The sequence below is a fragment of the Exiguobacterium mexicanum genome, assembly GCF_005960665.1.
In the GTDB taxonomy this organism is placed as follows: domain Bacteria; phylum Bacillota; class Bacilli; order Exiguobacteriales; family Exiguobacteriaceae; genus Exiguobacterium; species Exiguobacterium mexicanum_A.
Genome location: NZ_CP040676.1, coordinates 1,839,570 through 1,855,996, shown reverse-complemented (window position 1 = coordinate 1,855,996; position 16,427 = coordinate 1,839,570). Strand labels below are relative to the sequence as shown.

Sequence of the window (16,427 nt, the reverse complement as noted above, 5' to 3'; positions counted from 1 at the left end):
AAGGACGAGAGTAGCCGTTTTTTTGTCCACATTATTAGAGGAGGTTGGGCATATGGCCAACGAGACAAACGAAATCACCATGCCGACGAAGTACGATCCAAGTGCGACGGAAGCGAAATGGTATGACTACTGGTTAGAGAACGACGTATTCAAAGCAGACGAGGACGATTCAAAACAGCCGTACACGATCGTCATCCCGCCACCGAACGTAACGGGGAAACTTCACCTCGGACACGCGTGGGACACGACGCTCCAAGACTTATTGACGCGCCTCAAGCGCATGCAAGGCTATGACGTCCTCTGGCTCCCAGGGATGGACCATGCCGGTATCGCGACCCAAGCGAAAGTCGAACAGAAGCTCCGTGAGGACGGCATCATGCGTTACGACCTCGGACGCGAGAAGTTCCTCGAGAAGACGTGGGAATGGAAAGACGAGTACGCCGACACAATCCGTGCCCAGTGGTCAAAACTTGGTCTCGGTCTCGACTACTCACGTGAGCGCTTCACGCTCGACGAAGGACTCTCGAAAGCGGTCCAGGAAGTATTCGTCCGTCTCTATGAGAAGGGCTTGATTTACCGCGGCGAGTACATCGTCAACTGGGACCCGGCACAAAAGACGGCCGTCTCGGATATCGAGGTCATCTACCAAGAAGTCGAAGGCGCATTCTACCACATGAAGTATCCGCTCGCTGACGGATCAGGCCACATCGAGATCGCGACGACGCGTCCGGAGACGATGCTCGGCGATACAGCCGTTGCCGTCAACCCGAAAGATGAGCGTTACGCGCACCTCGTCGGCAAGACGATCATGCTTCCGGTCATGAACCGTGAGATCCCGATTGTCGCCGACGACTACGTCGACATGGAGTTCGGTACAGGTTGCGTCAAGATCACACCGGCGCACGACCCGAACGACTTTGAGATTGGGAACCGCCACGAGCTCCCGCGCATCCTCGTCATGGACGAAGGCGGCAAGATGAACGAGAACGCCGGCAAGTACGAAGGGCTCGACCGCTTCGAATGCCGCAAGCAACTCGTGAAAGATTTGGAAGCGGACGGCACGCTCGTCAAGATCGAGCCGCACACGCACTCGGTCGGCCACTCGGAACGTTCAGGCGCAGTCATCGAGCCGTATCTTTCGAAACAGTGGTTCGTCGACATGGAGCCGCTCGCGAAAGCAGCGCTCGAAGCTCAAGGACATGACGATACGAAAGTCAACTTCGTCCCAGAGCGGTTCGAAGGCACATACCTCCGTTGGATGGAGAACATCCGCGATTGGTGTATCAGCCGTCAACTCTGGTGGGGCCACCGCATCCCGGCGTGGTACCACAATGAGACGGGTGAAGTCTATGTAGGTAAAGAAGCACCGGCGGACAGTGAGAACTGGCACCAAGACGAAGACGTGCTCGACACATGGTTCTCGTCAGCGCTCTGGCCGTTCTCGACGATGGGCTGGCCGGACACGGATTCAGCAGACTTCAAACGTTACTTCCCGACGAGCGCGCTCGTCACGGGTTACGACATCATCTTCTTCTGGGTATCGCGCATGATCTTCCAATCGCTCGAGTTCACTGGGAAGCAGCCGTTCAACGACGTGCTCATCCACGGTCTCATCCGCGACTCGGAAGGCCGGAAAATGTCGAAATCGCTCGGTAACGGCGTCGACCCGATGGAAGTCATCGACCAATACGGCGCGGACTCGCTCCGCTGGTTCCTCCTCACAGGATCGACACCAGGGAACGACCTTCGCTTCTATTGGGAGAAGATCGAATCGACATGGAACTTCGCGAACAAGATTTGGAACGCGAGCCGTTTCGCCCTCATGAACATGGACGGCATGAAGTATGAGGATATCGATTTGTCAGGTGAGAAGACGCTCGCCGACAAGTGGATTCTCACACGCTTGAACGACACGATCGACCAAGTGACGCGTCTCGTCGACAAGTATGAGTTCGGCGAAGCCGGTCGTTACTTGTACAACTTCATTTGGGAAGAGTTCTGTAACTGGTACATCGAGATGGCGAAACTCACGCTCTACGGTGAGGACGAGGCGGCGAAAGCGACGACACGTTCAGTGCTCGCCTACACGCTCGACTCGATCATGCGTCTCATGCATCCGTTCATGCCGTTCCTCACAGAGGAAATCTGGCAGCACTTGCCGCACGAAGGCGACTCGATCGTCCGTGCGAGCTACCCGACACGTCGCGACGAGCTCCACTTCGCGGACTCGGTACCAGCGTTCGAAGCGGTCATGAACGTCATCCGTTCGGTCCGTAACATTCGTTCGGAAGTGAACGCCCCGATGTCGAAACCGATTCAGCTCTTCATCGCGACAAGTGACGACACGACACAAGGTTACTTGAGCGAAAACGAAGCGACGATCGGCAAGTTCACGAACGCGACCGAGCTCGAAATCGGACGCGGCTTGGCGGCTCCTGATAAGTCGATGTCGGCCATCATGACGGGTGCGGAACTGTTCATCCCACTCGCCGACCTCATCAACTTCGAGGAAGAAATCGCCCGTCTTGAGAAAGAAGTGGCGAAGTACGAGAAGGAAGTCGAGCGTGTTCAGAAGAAACTCGGCAACCCAGGCTTCACTGGCAAGGCGCCGGCTCACGTCATCGACGAAGAGAAGGCGAAAGAGAAAGACTACCTCGACAAGCGTGACGCAGTCCGTGCCCGTTTGGAAGAGTTGCGTAAATAATGAATCAACCTTCTTTGGAGACTTGTTCTCCGAAGAAGGTTTTTTTGTCGTTTGGTGGAATTTAGGAGAGGAGACGATATAAAGGTGGTGTGACATGAGACGAATCGGAATGATGTTAGGTTTGGCTGTGGTGGGATTGAGTGGGTGTGTGGCGGAACGAGCTGAACCGATCGAACCGATGGAATCAAAAATCACGGTTAGCGTGAACAAAGAAGAGATGGATTCATCCGTTTCCGATGTTGAGGAAACGACGGCGAAAGAAGTGTTCGGTTCGATCATCGAGGACGTGCCGAAAGGGACTGTTCGACTACTCGATGCGGTCACGGCCCAATACACGCTTCAATATACGGATGGCACGTCCGAACGACCGTCGAGAGACGGCGTCTTCTATGAAATGGTCATCGATGACCTCGGGCTCATCGCCATCCAGTTACCAAACCGCGACGATGCGTTTGGCGTGTTCAACTATTCGCGGGGCGAGGAATGGGTGTTGCATGGCATCCAAAATATTACGATTCCCGAGACGGCCGTAAAAGTCCGTCACGGGTTGGATCTGTCCGAAGAGGAGCTCTTTGTCGCCCACCTCAAGATGGATCAGCTGGAGCGACCGGTGGAGATGTGGACGTTGTATGATGAGACGCAGCGCATCACGATTTTGTCGACTGATGCGTCCAGTGTGGCTGACGGAGAATTGATTGAGCGGCGTGACGTTTCAAATGAGCGGTATCGCTTGGATCAACCGGAAGGGAGAGGCTTGTTTTATCTGAATCAAGGCAAGCTCATCGTTTTGACGGGTGATGTGTCAGAAGAAGTGTTACTCAAACTCTCTGACTCATTACCGGAGGCGCAGGCGGTCGATTTTCCGCTGAAGCAATCCGAATAAAATAACGAACCCCCGCCATCAAGAATGATGTTCGGGGGTTCGTTTGCGTCCAATGTGGATGATGCCAAATAGGGCGATGGCAATCAAGGTGTGAAAGATGAACGGTTGAGTATGTCCAATGCGGAATAGATGAATCGCATAGACGACATAAAGGATGCTGCCGAATCCTAGTAAGATGGGAAAAAGAACTTTCATACGTCTTCTTCCCCTGGGTTTGTCCAAAATGGTAATCGTCCGGTCGTCACGAAGTAAGACGACGTGAGCAGGACACCAATCGCAAGGCCAGTCAATTGCGACTGAATCGGCTGACTTGTCAACGACAGATAAAAACTGTAGACGAGGTAGGATGTTGACACGACGATAAGTGTCATGAGCAAGAGTGTCATTTTCATTTTGTTTCACTCCATTCGAGCTCGTTCAAATGCTTCATGAACTGGACGAACGAGACACCTAGGAAGAAAGCCGGCATTGTCCAGACCCAATTGCTTAGAAACGGACCTTGCCAGAGCTCGAGCGAAATCATGCAGGCAAAGCCTAACGAAATAAGTGAAGCGAGTAGTCGCATCATAAAAACCTCCAAACGGACTTTGTCTATTCTACGTGGCGAATAGCCAAAAGGTTCCAAAAAAACCATCCCGTGAAAGCGAGATGGTTCATGTGCCACAAAAGGTCTGATACGGATACGTCCGTGGCGGTCCAGGTGAGACATAACGTCCATAGTCAGCTTCGTAATCGTATGGCTTCCGCAATACGTCGAGTAATGCATGCGTCGGTTCAAAGTCACCGCGTTCGGCTGCCATGAGGGCGGCCTCGACGTGATGGTTGCGCGGGATGACGGCCGGGTTATGCTGACGCATGAGCCGAGTGACGTCTTCGTCCGGGAGACCTTGTTCTCCAAGACGTTTCCGCCAAGCGGCGAGCCACGCCTTGCCGTCGTCCTGTTTAGCGAAAACGAGCGCTTCCGTGTCGCCGAGTGTGAGGGCGCGGAACGTGTTCGTGAAGTCGGCCTCGGACTCCATCATGAGCCGGAGCAGTTCATCCGTCAGTGCGTCGTCTCCGTCTTTTCGCACGTAAAGTCCGATTTTATGGGCGAGCCCAGTAAAGTACGCCTCTTTATACGTTTCCGTGTAGTCGTTCAACAGCTTGTTGGCGATATCGACGGCCTTTTCTTGTGTGTCAGCGAGGAGCGGGAGCAACGTCTCGGCGAGGCGGGCCAAGTTCCATGACCCGATATACGGCTGATTCGCATAGGCGTAGCGTCCCTCGCGGTCGATCGAGCTGAAGACGGTATTCGGGTGATACGTATCCATGAACGCACACGGGCCATAATCAAGCCCTTCACCGCTGATAAACGTATTGTCCGTGTTCATGACGCCGTGGATGAACCCGACGAGTTGCCAATCCGCGATCAGTTTCGCCTGCCGGGTAATCACGCGGCCGAGGAACTGTTCATAGCGGTCCGGTTGTCCTGCAAGGTCAGGGTCGTGGCGCTGAATCGCATAATCGGCGAGCGCAACGACGTCATCGATTGATCCGGCCGCGGCGGCGTATTGGAACGTACCGACACGTAAATGGCTTGCCGCGACGCGCGTCAGAACGGCGCCGTGCTTCGGTCCTTGGCGCATGATCGGCTCACCGGTCGTGACGACGGCGAGCGCCCGGTTCGTCGGGATGCCGAGGGCGTGCATCGTCTCACTGATGAGGAATTCACGCACCATCGGACCGACGGCGGCCCGTCCATCACCGCCACGCGAGTACTCGGTCGGACCCGAACCTTTCAATTGAACGTCGACACGCTTTCCGTTCGGGGCGACATGTTCCCCGAGCACGAGCGCTCGTCCGTCACCGAGCATCGTGAAATGGCCGAACTGATGACCGGCATACGCTTGCGAGAACGATGTGTCGGTCTGGCGATTCCCGGCGAAGAGTGCGACGTCTTGAGACGTTTCGGCGTCGAGACCGAGCGTCTTGGCGAGTGCTTCGTTCCACAGGACGAGTTCGGGCTTGTCGACCGGATGGACCGGTCCTCGGTCGTAAAAAATGTCACGGAGATCGAGGTAGGTCGCCTCGAAGTTCCAACTGTTGGTCATAGTAATTCCCCCTTCTTCGCCTCGAGTATAGCACAGCCGATTCCTTGCATAGCGCTTCGCGAATTTTGGTAAGATGAGAGGGAAGTGTGAAAACAGGAGTGATGGAAGATGGAGACGAGACAAGACGTATTGGAATGGCTGAACGGGCAGCTGCGGTTCGGGATTAAGCCCGGGCTCGAACGCATCGAGTGGATGTTGAACGCACTACAAATCGAGGAGTTGCCGTCTATTCACGTGGCAGGGACGAACGGAAAAGGGTCGACGGTCGCTTTCTTGCGGGCGATGGCGCACGCGGAGGGGTTGAACGTCGGGACGTTCATCTCACCGTACATCATCCAGTTCGAGGAGCGGATCATGTTGAACGGAGAGCCGATCAGGGAACATGACCTCGTCCGCATCGCCAACCGGGTCCGTGACTGTGCGAGTGCGTCACCGGAGACGTTGACGGAGTTCGAACTGCTGACGGTCATGGCGTGGCTCTATTTCCATGAGCAACAACCTGACCTCGTCATTTGGGAAGTCGGTCTCGGCGGACGCCTTGATTCGACGAACGTGTTGACGCGACCGCTCGCGACGGTCGTGACGTCAATCGGGCACGACCATCAAGGGATTCTCGGCGACACGCTCGAAGAGATTGCGCTCGAGAAGTTCGGCATCATGAAGCCGGGCGTGCCGATGTTTCATAGTTTGACGGATGAACGGCTGATCGCGTTGCTCAAGCGACAAGGAGAGGCGATGGACGCATCGATTCACGACGTCACTCCACTCGTCACATCAATCGAGGACGGGACCGACACGGTCGTCACATATGATGGATTGGATCCAGTGACGCTCGGGTTGACCGGACACCATCAAGCGTATAACGGGGCGTGTGCCGTCGCCGTCGCGCGCCACCTCGGCTGGAAGGCGGAAGCCATTCGAGCGGGGCTCGAGGCGGCACAACACCCAGGTCGCTATGAGCTCATCTCGAGACAGCCCCGCATCGTGCTCGATGGGGCGCATAATGCGGAAGGGGTCGCCGCGCTCGTTGAACAGTTGAAGCTCGAGCGTGACGTGACCGTCCTCGCGGCCATTCTTGCCGACAAGGACCGGGGAGCGATGATCGCGTCGCTCCAGATGGTGGCGGATGTCTATGAGACGACGTTCGATTTCCCACGTACCCGTACGAAAGAAAGTCTGATTGCCGACGGGGCCCGCTACGTGGACTGGCAGGAGTGGTTGGCCGCATGGCTGGAAGCGCCGAAATCCGAGACGCTCGTCGTGACCGGGTCGCTCTACTTTATCAGTGCGGTCAGAAATCATTTAGCTAAAGATATTCAAAAAATGTAAGAAAAAGATTATAGGTGTGGGATAATAGGCTTAGATTGGGATAAACTGAATGGGAATCCACTTTGAGGAGTAGTGAGGTGCAATATGGAGAGTGAGAAAGGTTTCACATTAGTAGAAGTATTAGTTTCTATTGTTCTCCTCGGTATTATTTTTACAAGTTTTTATGGACTTCTCGTTCAAAGTGCCCAAACGAATACGGTTTCTCGGACGATGATGGATTTATCTTACGTTGCTCAAAATGAATTCGAGTTGATGAAAGCAAAAGGGCAGGAGACTAGTGCCAAGACGAGAATTCAAATAGTTGAAGAACTCGGCTATACCTATCGACAAACGTCCTTAATAAATGGGACGGTATGGCTGGAATTCTCAAAACCGATTCCACTTGATAATCGGCGCATCGTTTTAAGGGTGGAGAATAGTCCCTCAGCTTTAAATCGAATCATTATCGAAGTGTTTGAAGAGGCAACGATTGACTCTAATACAAAACTGGAGGGCGTCTTGAGGTGGGGATGAAGCAATTTGTTATCAAAATCCGTAATGAATCAAAAGGCGTTACTTTAGTCGAACTATTGGTGACAATAGTCATTAGCTCAATTGTTGTAATCGTATTGGCAAATATTTTGACTGGTCTTGTTCAATTCAATCAATCCGAAAAAGTACGAGATCATCAAACGGCAGAGATGCGATTAGTCATTAAGATGATTACTACTGATGTTCGCAGAAGCAGCGCGTTTGAAATGAATTCCTCAGCTTTGACTGTGAATAGTCGTACATACAAAGAGAGTAATGGAGTCATTTATCGAAACAATGAAGTGATTGCGCGAGGCATCGAATCGTTGACGTTTTATTTCAAGGATCAAATGTTAACAATCGATTTAAAACTTGAGGGTGTCAATCAACCTTCAAAAGTCGTAACGACAAAACTGTTTATCGGGGAAGGTGTGGCAGTTGAAAACTTGGAATAATTGGCGCCTCGCCAAAGAAGAAAAAGGGAATACTCTCATCTTAGTCTTGATAGTGATCTTACTGTTTTCTTCAATTGGTTTAAGCATGATTCAGTCTAGTTTGAATTCTGTGTCGCTTTCGAATGGGGAAGTCAAAGAACAATCTGCCTACTACATCGCTGAAAGTGGCATCACGTATACACTTGATCAGATTCAACAAGCGCTCGACGAGGTGGAAGATTTAAACAAAATAACAGATGAACAGTACTACAACTATGTAAATGCCAACATTTTAACTGGTACTCAACCTCGAGTGTTTTCTTCGTTTGAGAAACAGAAAGGCATTCAACCATTGGCTATGGTAACTGTAAAGATGAGTAATGTTTCATCAGATCGAACGGTTAGAGACTACATCATCACATCGACTGGCCAGGTCGGTGAGCGAAAAAAAACGTTGCAAACAAGTTACTCGTTGGATCTCGAGCGGATGCCAGGACCAACCCTTCCTTCCAACTTAGGGATATACTCCAAAGGAAAAATGAAGCTCGCTAACGGAGTTGTGACAGGTAATATCCTGCTAGAATCGAACGCTCAAAATATGTTAGAGGTTACTGGAAATCCGACAATCAACGGAGCTGTCTACACGTTACCCTCGTCTCATTCCAAAACTATTTTGGCGCCGAATTGGTGGCTGGATCAAAAGCGACCTACAATATACAAAGAAGACTTTAATTTAGGTTTAACACTTCCTGACTTTCCGTCAGCAAATGATTTCAATTATAAGATGATTCCCGATGCTACTTTTAAAGCGGGCAGCAGTCAGTACCAAGTGATTTCAAAAGGTAATATCGATATTTCGAACTGGATTGTCAGTGATTATGAGCTCATTTTGGATCAAGATTATAAAGTAAACGACATTAACTTGAGTAGTAACTATCGTTTGACGATTAACGTGAAAGATAAGGATGTGTCCTTATACGTTAATTCGATTCAAGGAACCGGACATTTAGATGTGAAGAGTCAACCGGGTGGGAGTTTGACGATGTACCTAGCTGACAACATTTCATTAAACGGTCATGTGAACGAAAGCGATGGGAATGATTTGTTCATGTATATCGGACCTTCTAATGGTCAAACGAAACTAGTAAAGAGTTCTGGTTATGGGAAATTTAATGCCTCGATTTATGCGAAAGATGCCAACTTAGAGTTCGTTGGTTCGGCCTCCCTGAATGGAAGTATTTTGTCAGGTGGGGAAAATGTGAAAGTTACCGGTGGGACTCAAATCAATGTACCAAAAAAATTAATTTTTGCTCCGAACGCCCATGTCGAAATTATTGAAGGCGGTACAGTGAACGGTGGGATTGTTTCCGACACGTTTACAATTAGCGGTGGAGCGAAAGTCAATGCAGCATCAATTGAATTAGACGACTTACCTTTCTTCGGAGAGGCAAGTTCAGAAACAAACTTGATTGTAAAGAAAGGGACTGTTAGAGAAATTGCTAACCCATGAGAACTTTTACAAAGTGGAGGAATTTAAATGAAACAGTTTGGAATGCATGTCTCCATCCTCATCGGACTTGTCTTACTCGTATCGCTGCCAACGATTGGTCTTGTCAATTATCTCGAAGCATCAGCGAAGACAAATGCTACATATAAAGAGACAACGGTTGCCGGTATCGATGTATCAGGGATGACGAGAGAAGAGGCGATCATTCGACTTGATAATGCAATCAAAGATTTTAATAATACACCATTCGCATTGACACTAGTCGATGGAACGGTACTCGAGGTCGGTAAGGATACCGTCGCTTATAATGTCGAGGCAACCCTCGACGGAGTAACAGAGTCCGGTACTTATTCACTCGTTACGACGGTTGATGAAGAACGACTTACTCCGTACCTCAATAATCAACCGGTGACGCTCACCATGGTCACGCCCCCCCTCGTTGAAGCAGCTTCGAACTTTAATTCAGATGTTATTTTAGAGATGACGGCTACCGAGAGCGAAGTTGTCTCATCCATAACTATAAGTCCGACGCCTGCGATGCGTTCAGCAGTTGAACGAATGAATGGTTTCGAGATGGAGGCTGGAGATATTTTCAGTCTGAAGACGTTCGGAGAAGACTTTGACGCACTCAGTACGCTTGGTTCGTCTATGTATCAACTGTTCGCAGCGACACCGTTCCAAATCCTTGAACGTGTGCAACATGAGACGCTACCGGCCGGCGTTGAGCTCGGCTACGATGTCAAAATCGACGATCGTTCGAACTTCGCTGTGCAGAATACGGAACAAACTTCATATGCGCTGATCGTATTAGAAGAAGGGAACACAATGACAATTCAATTGCTCGGTAAAGCATTCGTTGGAGCTTATGAGTCACGTGTCGAAGACGTGACAAGCGTACCGTTCCAGAATGTCGTTCGCTTCTCATCTGCACTCACAGCAGGCAGTTCATCTGTCACTCAGTCTGGACAGACGGGTGAGTCGGGCAAGTTATATCGTGTCCGTATTACGGAGACTGGTGAGTCATTAGAACTTCTCGGTTTTGATTTCTACGAACCAATTCCGGAAATCGTGACAAAGAGTTCTGTACCGGTTCCTGAGCCCGAGCCTGAACCAGAACCGACTGAACCGATTATTATTCCAATTTTGCCGGATAATCCGGAAGAATGGCTAAATGAATGGCTACTAAATGACGATGTACAAGATAACAACGACGACGGATATGAACAACAGCCGCCGGTTCAACAAGAAGATCCAACCGCGGTACCAAATGAGGGGGCAGTCGGATGATTGGATATTTGATATTGGTTGCCTTTTGGGTACTCGCAACTCTGACCGTGTTCGCCTTATCCATTCCACACACACGAAAGCGTGAGACGAAAGGTATTATTTCACTTTTTGTGGCTTTGCTTTCACTTGGAGTATACAGCGTTTATAACGAAGGGCTCGAGCGAACGTGGTGGATTTGGGCCCTCCTTGCACTCGTTTTAATTAGCGGTGCGGCGCTCAGTTCGTTCGTTGAACAACGAGGCTCCGCACAGGTGGTGCCTCAGGAGGAACCACAGAGGATGGTGAAGTAAGGTGAGACGAACGAAAAAACGACTTGGCGAGATGCTCGTCGAGGCGGGGTTAATTACGCAAGAACAACTCGACGAAGCGCTCGTTCAAAAGCGGACCGGGGAAAAGCTCGGGGATGCGCTCATGCGATTGAACTATTTGACCGAGACACAATTGATTCAAGTACTGCACGAACAATTAAATGTACCAGTCATTTCTTTATACGCGCAAGACATCAATGTGACGGTGACGAAACTCGTCCCGAAAGTTATTGCTCAAAAACATGACATTATGCCAATTGAGTTACAAGGGAACACGCTGTTCATCGCAACGGCGGACCCGCTCGACTTGATCGCCATCGATGACGTCCGGCTTCAGACGGGAATGAACATCGAGGTCGGGATCGCCACGCGCGAACAGATTCGTAAAACGATCAGCCGCTATTATGAGATGGATGCGTCACTCATCGAGATTCTGAAAGAAGAAGCGCCTGAACTCGAGCGCGAGGAGACGGCGTCGCGCGATGACGCCCCGGTCATCCGGCTCGTCAATCAGCTCTTCTTGAGTGCGATCGACCAGCGCGCCTCGGATATTCACTTCGACCCGCACGAGAAGCAGTTGCACGTCCGCTTCCGGGTCGACGGTGATCTTCGGACCGAAACGATTTATCCGAAGAAGATTCAAAGCGTCATGCTGACGCGCCTTAAGGTCATGAGTAACTTAGACATCACCGAGAGCCGTTTGCCGCAGGATGGACGTATCAAATATACGCTCCGGGGCCGCCCGTACGACTTCCGCGTCTCGACGCTCCCGACGATGTATGGCGAGAAAATCGTCATCCGGGTGCTCGACTCGTCGGAAGGATTGACCGATTTGACGAAGCTCGGCTTCGGCGACCAGAACGAGGCGGTGTACCGCGACATGTTGAAACGGCCGAACGGGATTATTCTCATCACCGGGCCGACGGGATCAGGGAAGTCGTCGACGCTCTATGCGTCGCTACGCGAACTGAACGAGGAATCGAAGAACATCATCACGGTCGAGGACCCGGTCGAGTATCAACTCGACGGCATTAACCAAGTCCAGGTCAACGCCAAGGTCGGCTTGACGTTCGCGTCGGGTCTGCGTTCGATTTTGCGACAAGACCCGAACATCGTCATGGTCGGGGAGATTCGGGACACCGAGACGGCCGAGATTGCCATTCGAGCGTCGTTGACCGGTCACTTGGTGTTGTCGACACTACATACGAACTCGGCCATCAGCTCGATCACCCGCTTGATTGACATGGGAGTCGAACCGTTCCTTGTCGCCGCCTCGACATCCGGGCTCGTCGCCCAGCGGCTCGTCCGGCGCGTCTGTCGCGACTGCGGTCATGAACAGCCGGTCTCGAAGCGCGAGCAGGAACTGTTTGCCGCTGAAGGGATTCCGGTTGAACGAATCATGCGCGGCAACGGTTGTGCCTCATGTAGCTTCACAGGTTATCGTGGACGGCTCGCCATCCATGAGGTCGTGCCAATCGATGAAGGGTTGCGCCGATTGATTATGAACCAGGCGACGGAAGCCGAGATGGTCGCCTACGCGAAAGCGCAAGGTGCCCGCTTCCTCCTTGCCGATGGGCTCGAGAAAGTCGCGTTCGGACTGACGAATACCGAGGAAATATTGAGAACAGTGATAACGGAGTGAGTCTATGATCCATCAGTCGATTGAAGTGATTTTAACGAAAGCGGTCGAACAACGCGCCTCGGACATCCATTTGACCGCCGGCTCACCGCCGATCATCCGGGTTGACGGGAGCCTCATCACGATGTGTGATGAGAAAGTGTTGCCGCTCCATATCGAAAGCTATTTGAAAGACATCATGACCGAGGAGATGCGGGGGCGGCTCGAGATGCAGCGCGACCTCGACTTCTCGTTCGGGGTCCCGCGCGTATCGCGGTTCCGCGTCAACGCCTATTACCAGCGGGGCACGGTCGCGATCGCGTTCCGTTCTATTTCCGGGGAAATCCCGACGATGAACGAGCTCGATTTGCCGCAAGTGCTGAAACGTTTGATTGAAAAGCCGTACGGGCTCATCCTCGTCACCGGACCAACGGGGTCGGGGAAATCGACGACGCTTGCCGCGATGATTCATGAAATCAACCGCACACAGCGGAAACGCATCATCACGCTCGAAGACCCGATCGAGTATTTGCATTCGCACGACCAAAGCATCGTCGACCAACGCGAGATCGGCTCCGACGTCATGAAGTTCGTCGACGGTCTTCGGGCCGCGCTCCGTCAAGACCCGGATGTCATTTTGCTCGGGGAGATGCGTGACCTTGAGACGATTTCGACGGCGATGACGGCCGCTGAGACGGGGCATCTCGTCATGGCGACCCTCCATACGTCGAGCGCGATGTCGACCGTCAGTCGGATCATCGACGCGTTTCCGGCCGAGCAACAGGATCAGATTCGGACCCAGCTCGCCAACGTCCTGCTCGGTGTCGTCAGTCAGCGTCTCTTCCCGCGCGTCGATGTGCCGAAAGGTCGTGTCGCCGCGATGGAGATTATGATCGGCAATCCGGCCGTCGCCAACTTGATTCGGAACGAGAAAGAGTTCCAACTCCCGACCGTCATCCAGACGAACCGGCAGAACGGGATGCAGACGATGGACATGGCGATCGAACAGCTCGTCCGTCAAGGCGTCATCAACCCGAACGCCGTACCAAATGAAGAGAGGTGACTGAATGGCCATCTTCCAATACGAAGGTAAACTGCTGAACGGGAAGCGTAAGAAAGGGCGGGTCACCGCCGTCTCGCTCCGGGAGGCGAAAGAAAAGCTGCGCCAAGAATCGATTCTCGTCACCGAGCTCGCTGAACTCGAGTCGACCGGACTGAATAAAGAAGTGAACTTGCTCCCCGAGCGAGTCAAGATTGAACATTTGATTATGTACGTGCGCCAGTTCGCGACGCTCATCCGGGCCGGCGTGCCAATTGTTCGGGCGACGTCCATCTTGCGCGTCCAGACCGAGTCGAAAGTGTTGAAGAAGACGCTCAGCCAAGTCGAGGACGATTTGCGCGAAGGGATCGCTTTCTCGGAGGCGATCAAGAAGCATCCGCGCGTGTTCTCGAACTTCTTCAGCTCGATGGCACTTGCGGGTGAGGCGAGCGGGAACTTGGAGGAGGCGCTCGACCAAATCGGGCTCCAGCTCCAAAAACAATATGACGTCAAACGGAAAGTCATCTCGGCGTTGACGTATCCGCTCGTCGTGTCGATCGTCGCCATCGGCGTCGTCGCGTTCCTCATGGTGAACGTCGTCCCGACGTTCGCGAGCATCTTCGGACAGCTCGGCGGAGAATTGCCGCTCATCACACGCATCGTCGTCGCCGTGTCAGACTTCGTTGCCGCCTATTGGTGGCTCATCTTCGGTGGGGCGCTTCTCGCACTGCTCGTCTTTACGTGGATGTTGAAGCGCGACAAGGAACGGTATGTGATTGATGGATTGTTGTTGAAGATGCCGATTTTCGGGCCGATCGTCCTAAAGTCTCAAATCGCCTTATTGACCCGAAGTTTGGCTGTCTTGCTACAAGCGGCGGTTCCGATTTTATCGGCAATCGAGATTACCGAGAAAATCGTCTCGAACCGGGTCATCCGCAAAGGTCTTGCTCAAGCACGTAAGATGATGGCACAAGGGATTCCGCTCCATGAACCGCTCGAACGGAACGATAGCTTCCCGCCGCTCATGACGCAAATGATTGCGGTAGGCGAGGAGAGCGGGGATTTGGACTCGATGTTGAACGAGGTGGCGGAGTTTTATGAGACCGAGGTCGAGACGACGACGGACCGTCTGAAATCGATTATCGAGCCGCTGTTGATTGTCGTCTTGGCGAGCATCGTCGGCGTCATCGTCATCGCGATTGTCGTCCCGATGTTCCAAATTTATGGCGATATCCAAAATCAGTAGAAAGTTTTTATTTATTTGCAGATTTGTATCTTTTCAATCCTAAATTTTGAATGTATAGTAAAATTGTTCTACTAGTATTAGATCAAAGGTAATGAATCTAGCTTACATCACAGCAAAACACACAAAAGGGGAGAATGAATCATGTTGGAGAAAATGAAAATGATTTGGCAAGATGCCAAACAATTGAAAGACGAGCGCGGACTCACACTCGTCGAGTTGCTCGTCGTCGTCGTTATCTTGGGTATTATCGCAGCGATCGCCGTTGTCGCAATCGGTGGGATTATCGAGAACTCGAAGAAGGATGCGATGGTTGCCGATGCGAAGCAGATGGTAAGTGCGGCGAAACTATATACTGCATCTAACCCAGTTGATTCTGCAAAGACATTACGGTTTGCAGGCACTTTAGCAAACGGTGAAGCAGATGGAACTCAATATGTTGATAATTTAAAAGATCCATTTGGTACTGGAAACTATACAAATGCTAATGTTGTTATAACTCCTAATGGAAATAAATATACGTATACTGTTCAGTTAGTTGGTTCTAAAAAAGCAATTGGACAAGCTGCAGCGGTTGCAGATGATACATTGAAAAAAGATTTAGTAATCGACAAAACTACTAATTAATCTTTCTCCGGCTGGCGCTGGGCACTCGCTCAGCCTAGCCGGTTTTCTGTTTTTGGCATATACTTACAAGTAAGGAAGTGACCTTGATTGGTTGAATTCATCGGACTTATTTACAGCCTCGTCCTTGGGGCCGTCATCACGTCATTCACGAACGTCGTCGGGCTCCGCGTGCCACGCAAACAGTCCATCGTCACGCCGCGCTCGCACTGTCCGTCATGTGGACACGTCCTATCCGCTTGGGAACTGATTCCGGTCTTCGGTTACGTGTTCCTGCGCGGGAAATGCCGCGGCTGTGGCGGGCGGATCGCGCCGACGTATCCGCTCTTTGAATTACTTGGAGCGGTCGGTTACGCCTATAGCTTCTGGCTGTACGGCTTCAGCCTCACGACGATCCTCGCTTTCGTCTTCTTATCGACGCTCCTCGCCTTGGCGATGTCCGATTTGTCGACGATGCTCGTGCCGAACGTCATCTTGCTGTTCACGGCACCGGTCCTCATTGTGCTCGCCTATGGCGCGGGTGTGGCCTGGTGGAGCCCGATTGCCGGAGCGGCGCTCGGCTTTTCTGTCCTCGCCACCGTTTTTTTCGTTTCCAAGGGGGGACTTGGGGCCGGTGATGTCAAACTATTTACAGTAATCGGGCTCGTCCTCGGGCCACGCGACATCCTCGTCGCATTATTTTTATCGAGCTTAATCGGAGCAATCGTCGGATTGACGCTGATTGGCTTGAAACGGATGGATCGCAAACAGCCGATTCCGTTCGTGCCGTCGATCGCACTCGGCACGATGCTGACATTTTGGTTCAGCGAACGCTTTTTTGATTGGTATTTTGATTTGATGTAGGGGGAAAC

At 51.9% G+C, this 16,427-nt stretch carries 17 protein-coding genes; 13 read left to right on the top strand and 4 right to left on the bottom strand.

The window, feature by feature from the left end:
* The first annotated feature begins 52 nt into the window (after window positions 1–52).
* Both FED52_RS09930 and FED52_RS09925 read left to right on the top strand, forming a co-directional pair.
* A complete protein-coding gene (locus FED52_RS09930) occupies window positions 53–2,704 on the top strand; it encodes a valine--tRNA ligase (protein ID WP_138859758.1) in 2,652 nt (883 codons plus the stop codon).
* A gap of 94 nt (window positions 2,705–2,798) precedes the next feature.
* Window positions 2,799–3,587, top strand: a complete 789-nt coding sequence (locus FED52_RS09925; RefSeq protein WP_138859757.1) for a hypothetical protein — start codon at window positions 2,799–2,801, stop codon at window positions 3,585–3,587.
* Between the two features lie 18 nt (window positions 3,588–3,605).
* On the opposite strand, the gene FED52_RS13885 is transcribed toward FED52_RS09925, so the two are convergent.
* From FED52_RS13885 to FED52_RS09915, 4 genes are all read right to left on the bottom strand, one after another.
* The gene (locus FED52_RS13885) at window positions 3,606–3,782 is read right to left on the bottom strand and encodes a hypothetical protein (protein ID WP_167491828.1); all 177 of its coding nucleotides are present in this window, start codon (window positions 3,780–3,782) and stop codon (window positions 3,606–3,608) included.
* A complete protein-coding gene (locus tag FED52_RS09920; RefSeq protein ID WP_138859756.1) occupies window positions 3,779–3,979 on the bottom strand; it encodes a hypothetical protein in 201 nt (66 codons plus the stop codon). Before FED52_RS09920 ends, FED52_RS13885 begins: the two co-directional genes overlap by 4 nt.
* The gene (locus tag FED52_RS13880) at window positions 3,976–4,152 is read right to left on the bottom strand and encodes a hypothetical protein (RefSeq protein ID WP_167491820.1); all 177 of its coding nucleotides are present in this window, start codon (window positions 4,150–4,152) and stop codon (window positions 3,976–3,978) included. The genes FED52_RS09920 and FED52_RS13880 overlap by 4 nt, the downstream gene beginning before the upstream one ends.
* Window positions 4,153–4,240: 88 nt before the next feature.
* Window positions 4,241–5,677, bottom strand: coding sequence for a protein adenylyltransferase SelO (locus FED52_RS09915; RefSeq protein ID WP_138859755.1), 1,437 nt, complete (start codon window positions 5,675–5,677; stop codon window positions 4,241–4,243).
* Between the two features lie 108 nt (window positions 5,678–5,785).
* On the opposite strand from FED52_RS09915, the gene FED52_RS09910 reads away from it, so the two are divergent.
* From FED52_RS09910 to FED52_RS09860, 11 genes are all read left to right on the top strand, one after another.
* Complete coding sequence (locus FED52_RS09910) at window positions 5,786–7,006, top strand: bifunctional folylpolyglutamate synthase/dihydrofolate synthase (RefSeq protein ID WP_138859754.1); 1,221 nt, start codon at window positions 5,786–5,788, stop codon at window positions 7,004–7,006.
* An 84-nt stretch (window positions 7,007–7,090) separates the two neighbouring features.
* Window positions 7,091–7,519, top strand: a complete 429-nt coding sequence (locus tag FED52_RS09905; RefSeq protein WP_138859753.1) for a type IV pilus modification PilV family protein — start codon at window positions 7,091–7,093, stop codon at window positions 7,517–7,519.
* A complete protein-coding gene (locus FED52_RS09900) occupies window positions 7,516–7,971 on the top strand; it encodes a prepilin-type N-terminal cleavage/methylation domain-containing protein (protein ID WP_371743427.1) in 456 nt (151 codons plus the stop codon). The genes FED52_RS09905 and FED52_RS09900 overlap by 4 nt, the downstream gene beginning before the upstream one ends.
* Window positions 7,955–9,460, top strand: coding sequence for a DUF7305 domain-containing protein (locus FED52_RS09895; protein WP_167491818.1), 1,506 nt, complete (start codon window positions 7,955–7,957; stop codon window positions 9,458–9,460). Before FED52_RS09900 ends, FED52_RS09895 begins: the two co-directional genes overlap by 17 nt.
* Window positions 9,461–9,487: 27 nt before the next feature.
* Window positions 9,488–10,744, top strand: a complete 1,257-nt coding sequence (locus FED52_RS09890) for a VanW family protein (RefSeq protein ID WP_138859750.1) — start codon at window positions 9,488–9,490, stop codon at window positions 10,742–10,744.
* A complete protein-coding gene (locus FED52_RS09885) occupies window positions 10,741–11,034 on the top strand; it encodes a hypothetical protein (protein ID WP_138859749.1) in 294 nt (97 codons plus the stop codon). The genes FED52_RS09890 and FED52_RS09885 overlap by 4 nt, the downstream gene beginning before the upstream one ends.
* A 1-nt stretch (window position 11,035) precedes the next feature.
* Window positions 11,036–12,694 carry a GspE/PulE family protein gene (locus tag FED52_RS09880; RefSeq protein WP_138859748.1) on the top strand — a complete coding sequence of 553 codons (1,659 nt, stop codon included), beginning with the start codon at window positions 11,036–11,038 and terminating at the stop codon, window positions 12,692–12,694.
* 4 nt (window positions 12,695–12,698) lie between these two features.
* Window positions 12,699–13,733 carry a type IV pilus twitching motility protein PilT gene (locus FED52_RS09875; protein WP_138859747.1) on the top strand — a complete coding sequence of 345 codons (1,035 nt, stop codon included), beginning with the start codon at window positions 12,699–12,701 and terminating at the stop codon, window positions 13,731–13,733.
* Window positions 13,734–13,737: 4 nt separating this feature from the next.
* Window positions 13,738–14,955 (top strand): type II secretion system F family protein, encoded by a 1,218-nt coding sequence (locus FED52_RS09870; protein ID WP_029595836.1) that lies wholly within the window; start codon window positions 13,738–13,740, stop codon window positions 14,953–14,955.
* A gap of 141 nt (window positions 14,956–15,096) precedes the next feature.
* A complete protein-coding gene (locus FED52_RS09865; RefSeq protein ID WP_138859746.1) occupies window positions 15,097–15,579 on the top strand; it encodes a prepilin-type N-terminal cleavage/methylation domain-containing protein in 483 nt (160 codons plus the stop codon).
* Between the two features lie 87 nt (window positions 15,580–15,666).
* Window positions 15,667–16,419: a prepilin peptidase gene (locus FED52_RS09860; protein WP_138859745.1), complete on the top strand. Its 753-nt coding sequence runs from the start codon at window positions 15,667–15,669 to the stop codon at window positions 16,417–16,419.
* Window positions 16,420–16,427 lie beyond the last annotated feature (8 nt).

What these genes read in the sequence shown, in the direction of transcription:
- FED52_RS09930 (WP_138859758.1), top strand. Translation starts at nt 53, where the DNA reads ATGGCCAACGAGACAAACGAAATCACCATGCCGACGAAGTACGATCCA.
- FED52_RS09925 (WP_138859757.1), top strand. Translation starts at nt 2,799, where the DNA reads ATGAGACGAATCGGAATGATGTTAGGTTTGGCTGTGGTGGGATTGAGT.
- FED52_RS13885 (WP_167491828.1), bottom strand. Translation starts at nt 3,782, where the DNA reads ATGAAAGTTCTTTTTCCCATCTTACTAGGATTCGGCAGCATCCTTTAT.
- FED52_RS09920 (WP_138859756.1), bottom strand. Translation starts at nt 3,979, where the DNA reads ATGAAAATGACACTCTTGCTCATGACACTTATCGTCGTGTCAACATCC.
- FED52_RS13880 (WP_167491820.1), bottom strand. Translation starts at nt 4,152, where the DNA reads ATGCGACTACTCGCTTCACTTATTTCGTTAGGCTTTGCCTGCATGATT.
- FED52_RS09915 (WP_138859755.1), bottom strand. Translation starts at nt 5,677, where the DNA reads ATGACCAACAGTTGGAACTTCGAGGCGACCTACCTCGATCTCCGTGAC.
- FED52_RS09910 (WP_138859754.1), top strand. Translation starts at nt 5,786, where the DNA reads ATGGAGACGAGACAAGACGTATTGGAATGGCTGAACGGGCAGCTGCGG.
- FED52_RS09905 (WP_138859753.1), top strand. Translation starts at nt 7,091, where the DNA reads ATGGAGAGTGAGAAAGGTTTCACATTAGTAGAAGTATTAGTTTCTATT.
- FED52_RS09900 (WP_371743427.1), top strand. Translation starts at nt 7,516, where the DNA reads ATGAAGCAATTTGTTATCAAAATCCGTAATGAATCAAAAGGCGTTACT.
- FED52_RS09890 (WP_138859750.1), top strand. Translation starts at nt 9,488, where the DNA reads ATGAAACAGTTTGGAATGCATGTCTCCATCCTCATCGGACTTGTCTTA.
- FED52_RS09885 (WP_138859749.1), top strand. Translation starts at nt 10,741, where the DNA reads ATGATTGGATATTTGATATTGGTTGCCTTTTGGGTACTCGCAACTCTG.
- FED52_RS09875 (WP_138859747.1), top strand. Translation starts at nt 12,699, where the DNA reads ATGATCCATCAGTCGATTGAAGTGATTTTAACGAAAGCGGTCGAACAA.
- FED52_RS09870 (WP_029595836.1), top strand. Translation starts at nt 13,738, where the DNA reads ATGGCCATCTTCCAATACGAAGGTAAACTGCTGAACGGGAAGCGTAAG.
- FED52_RS09865 (WP_138859746.1), top strand. Translation starts at nt 15,097, where the DNA reads ATGTTGGAGAAAATGAAAATGATTTGGCAAGATGCCAAACAATTGAAA.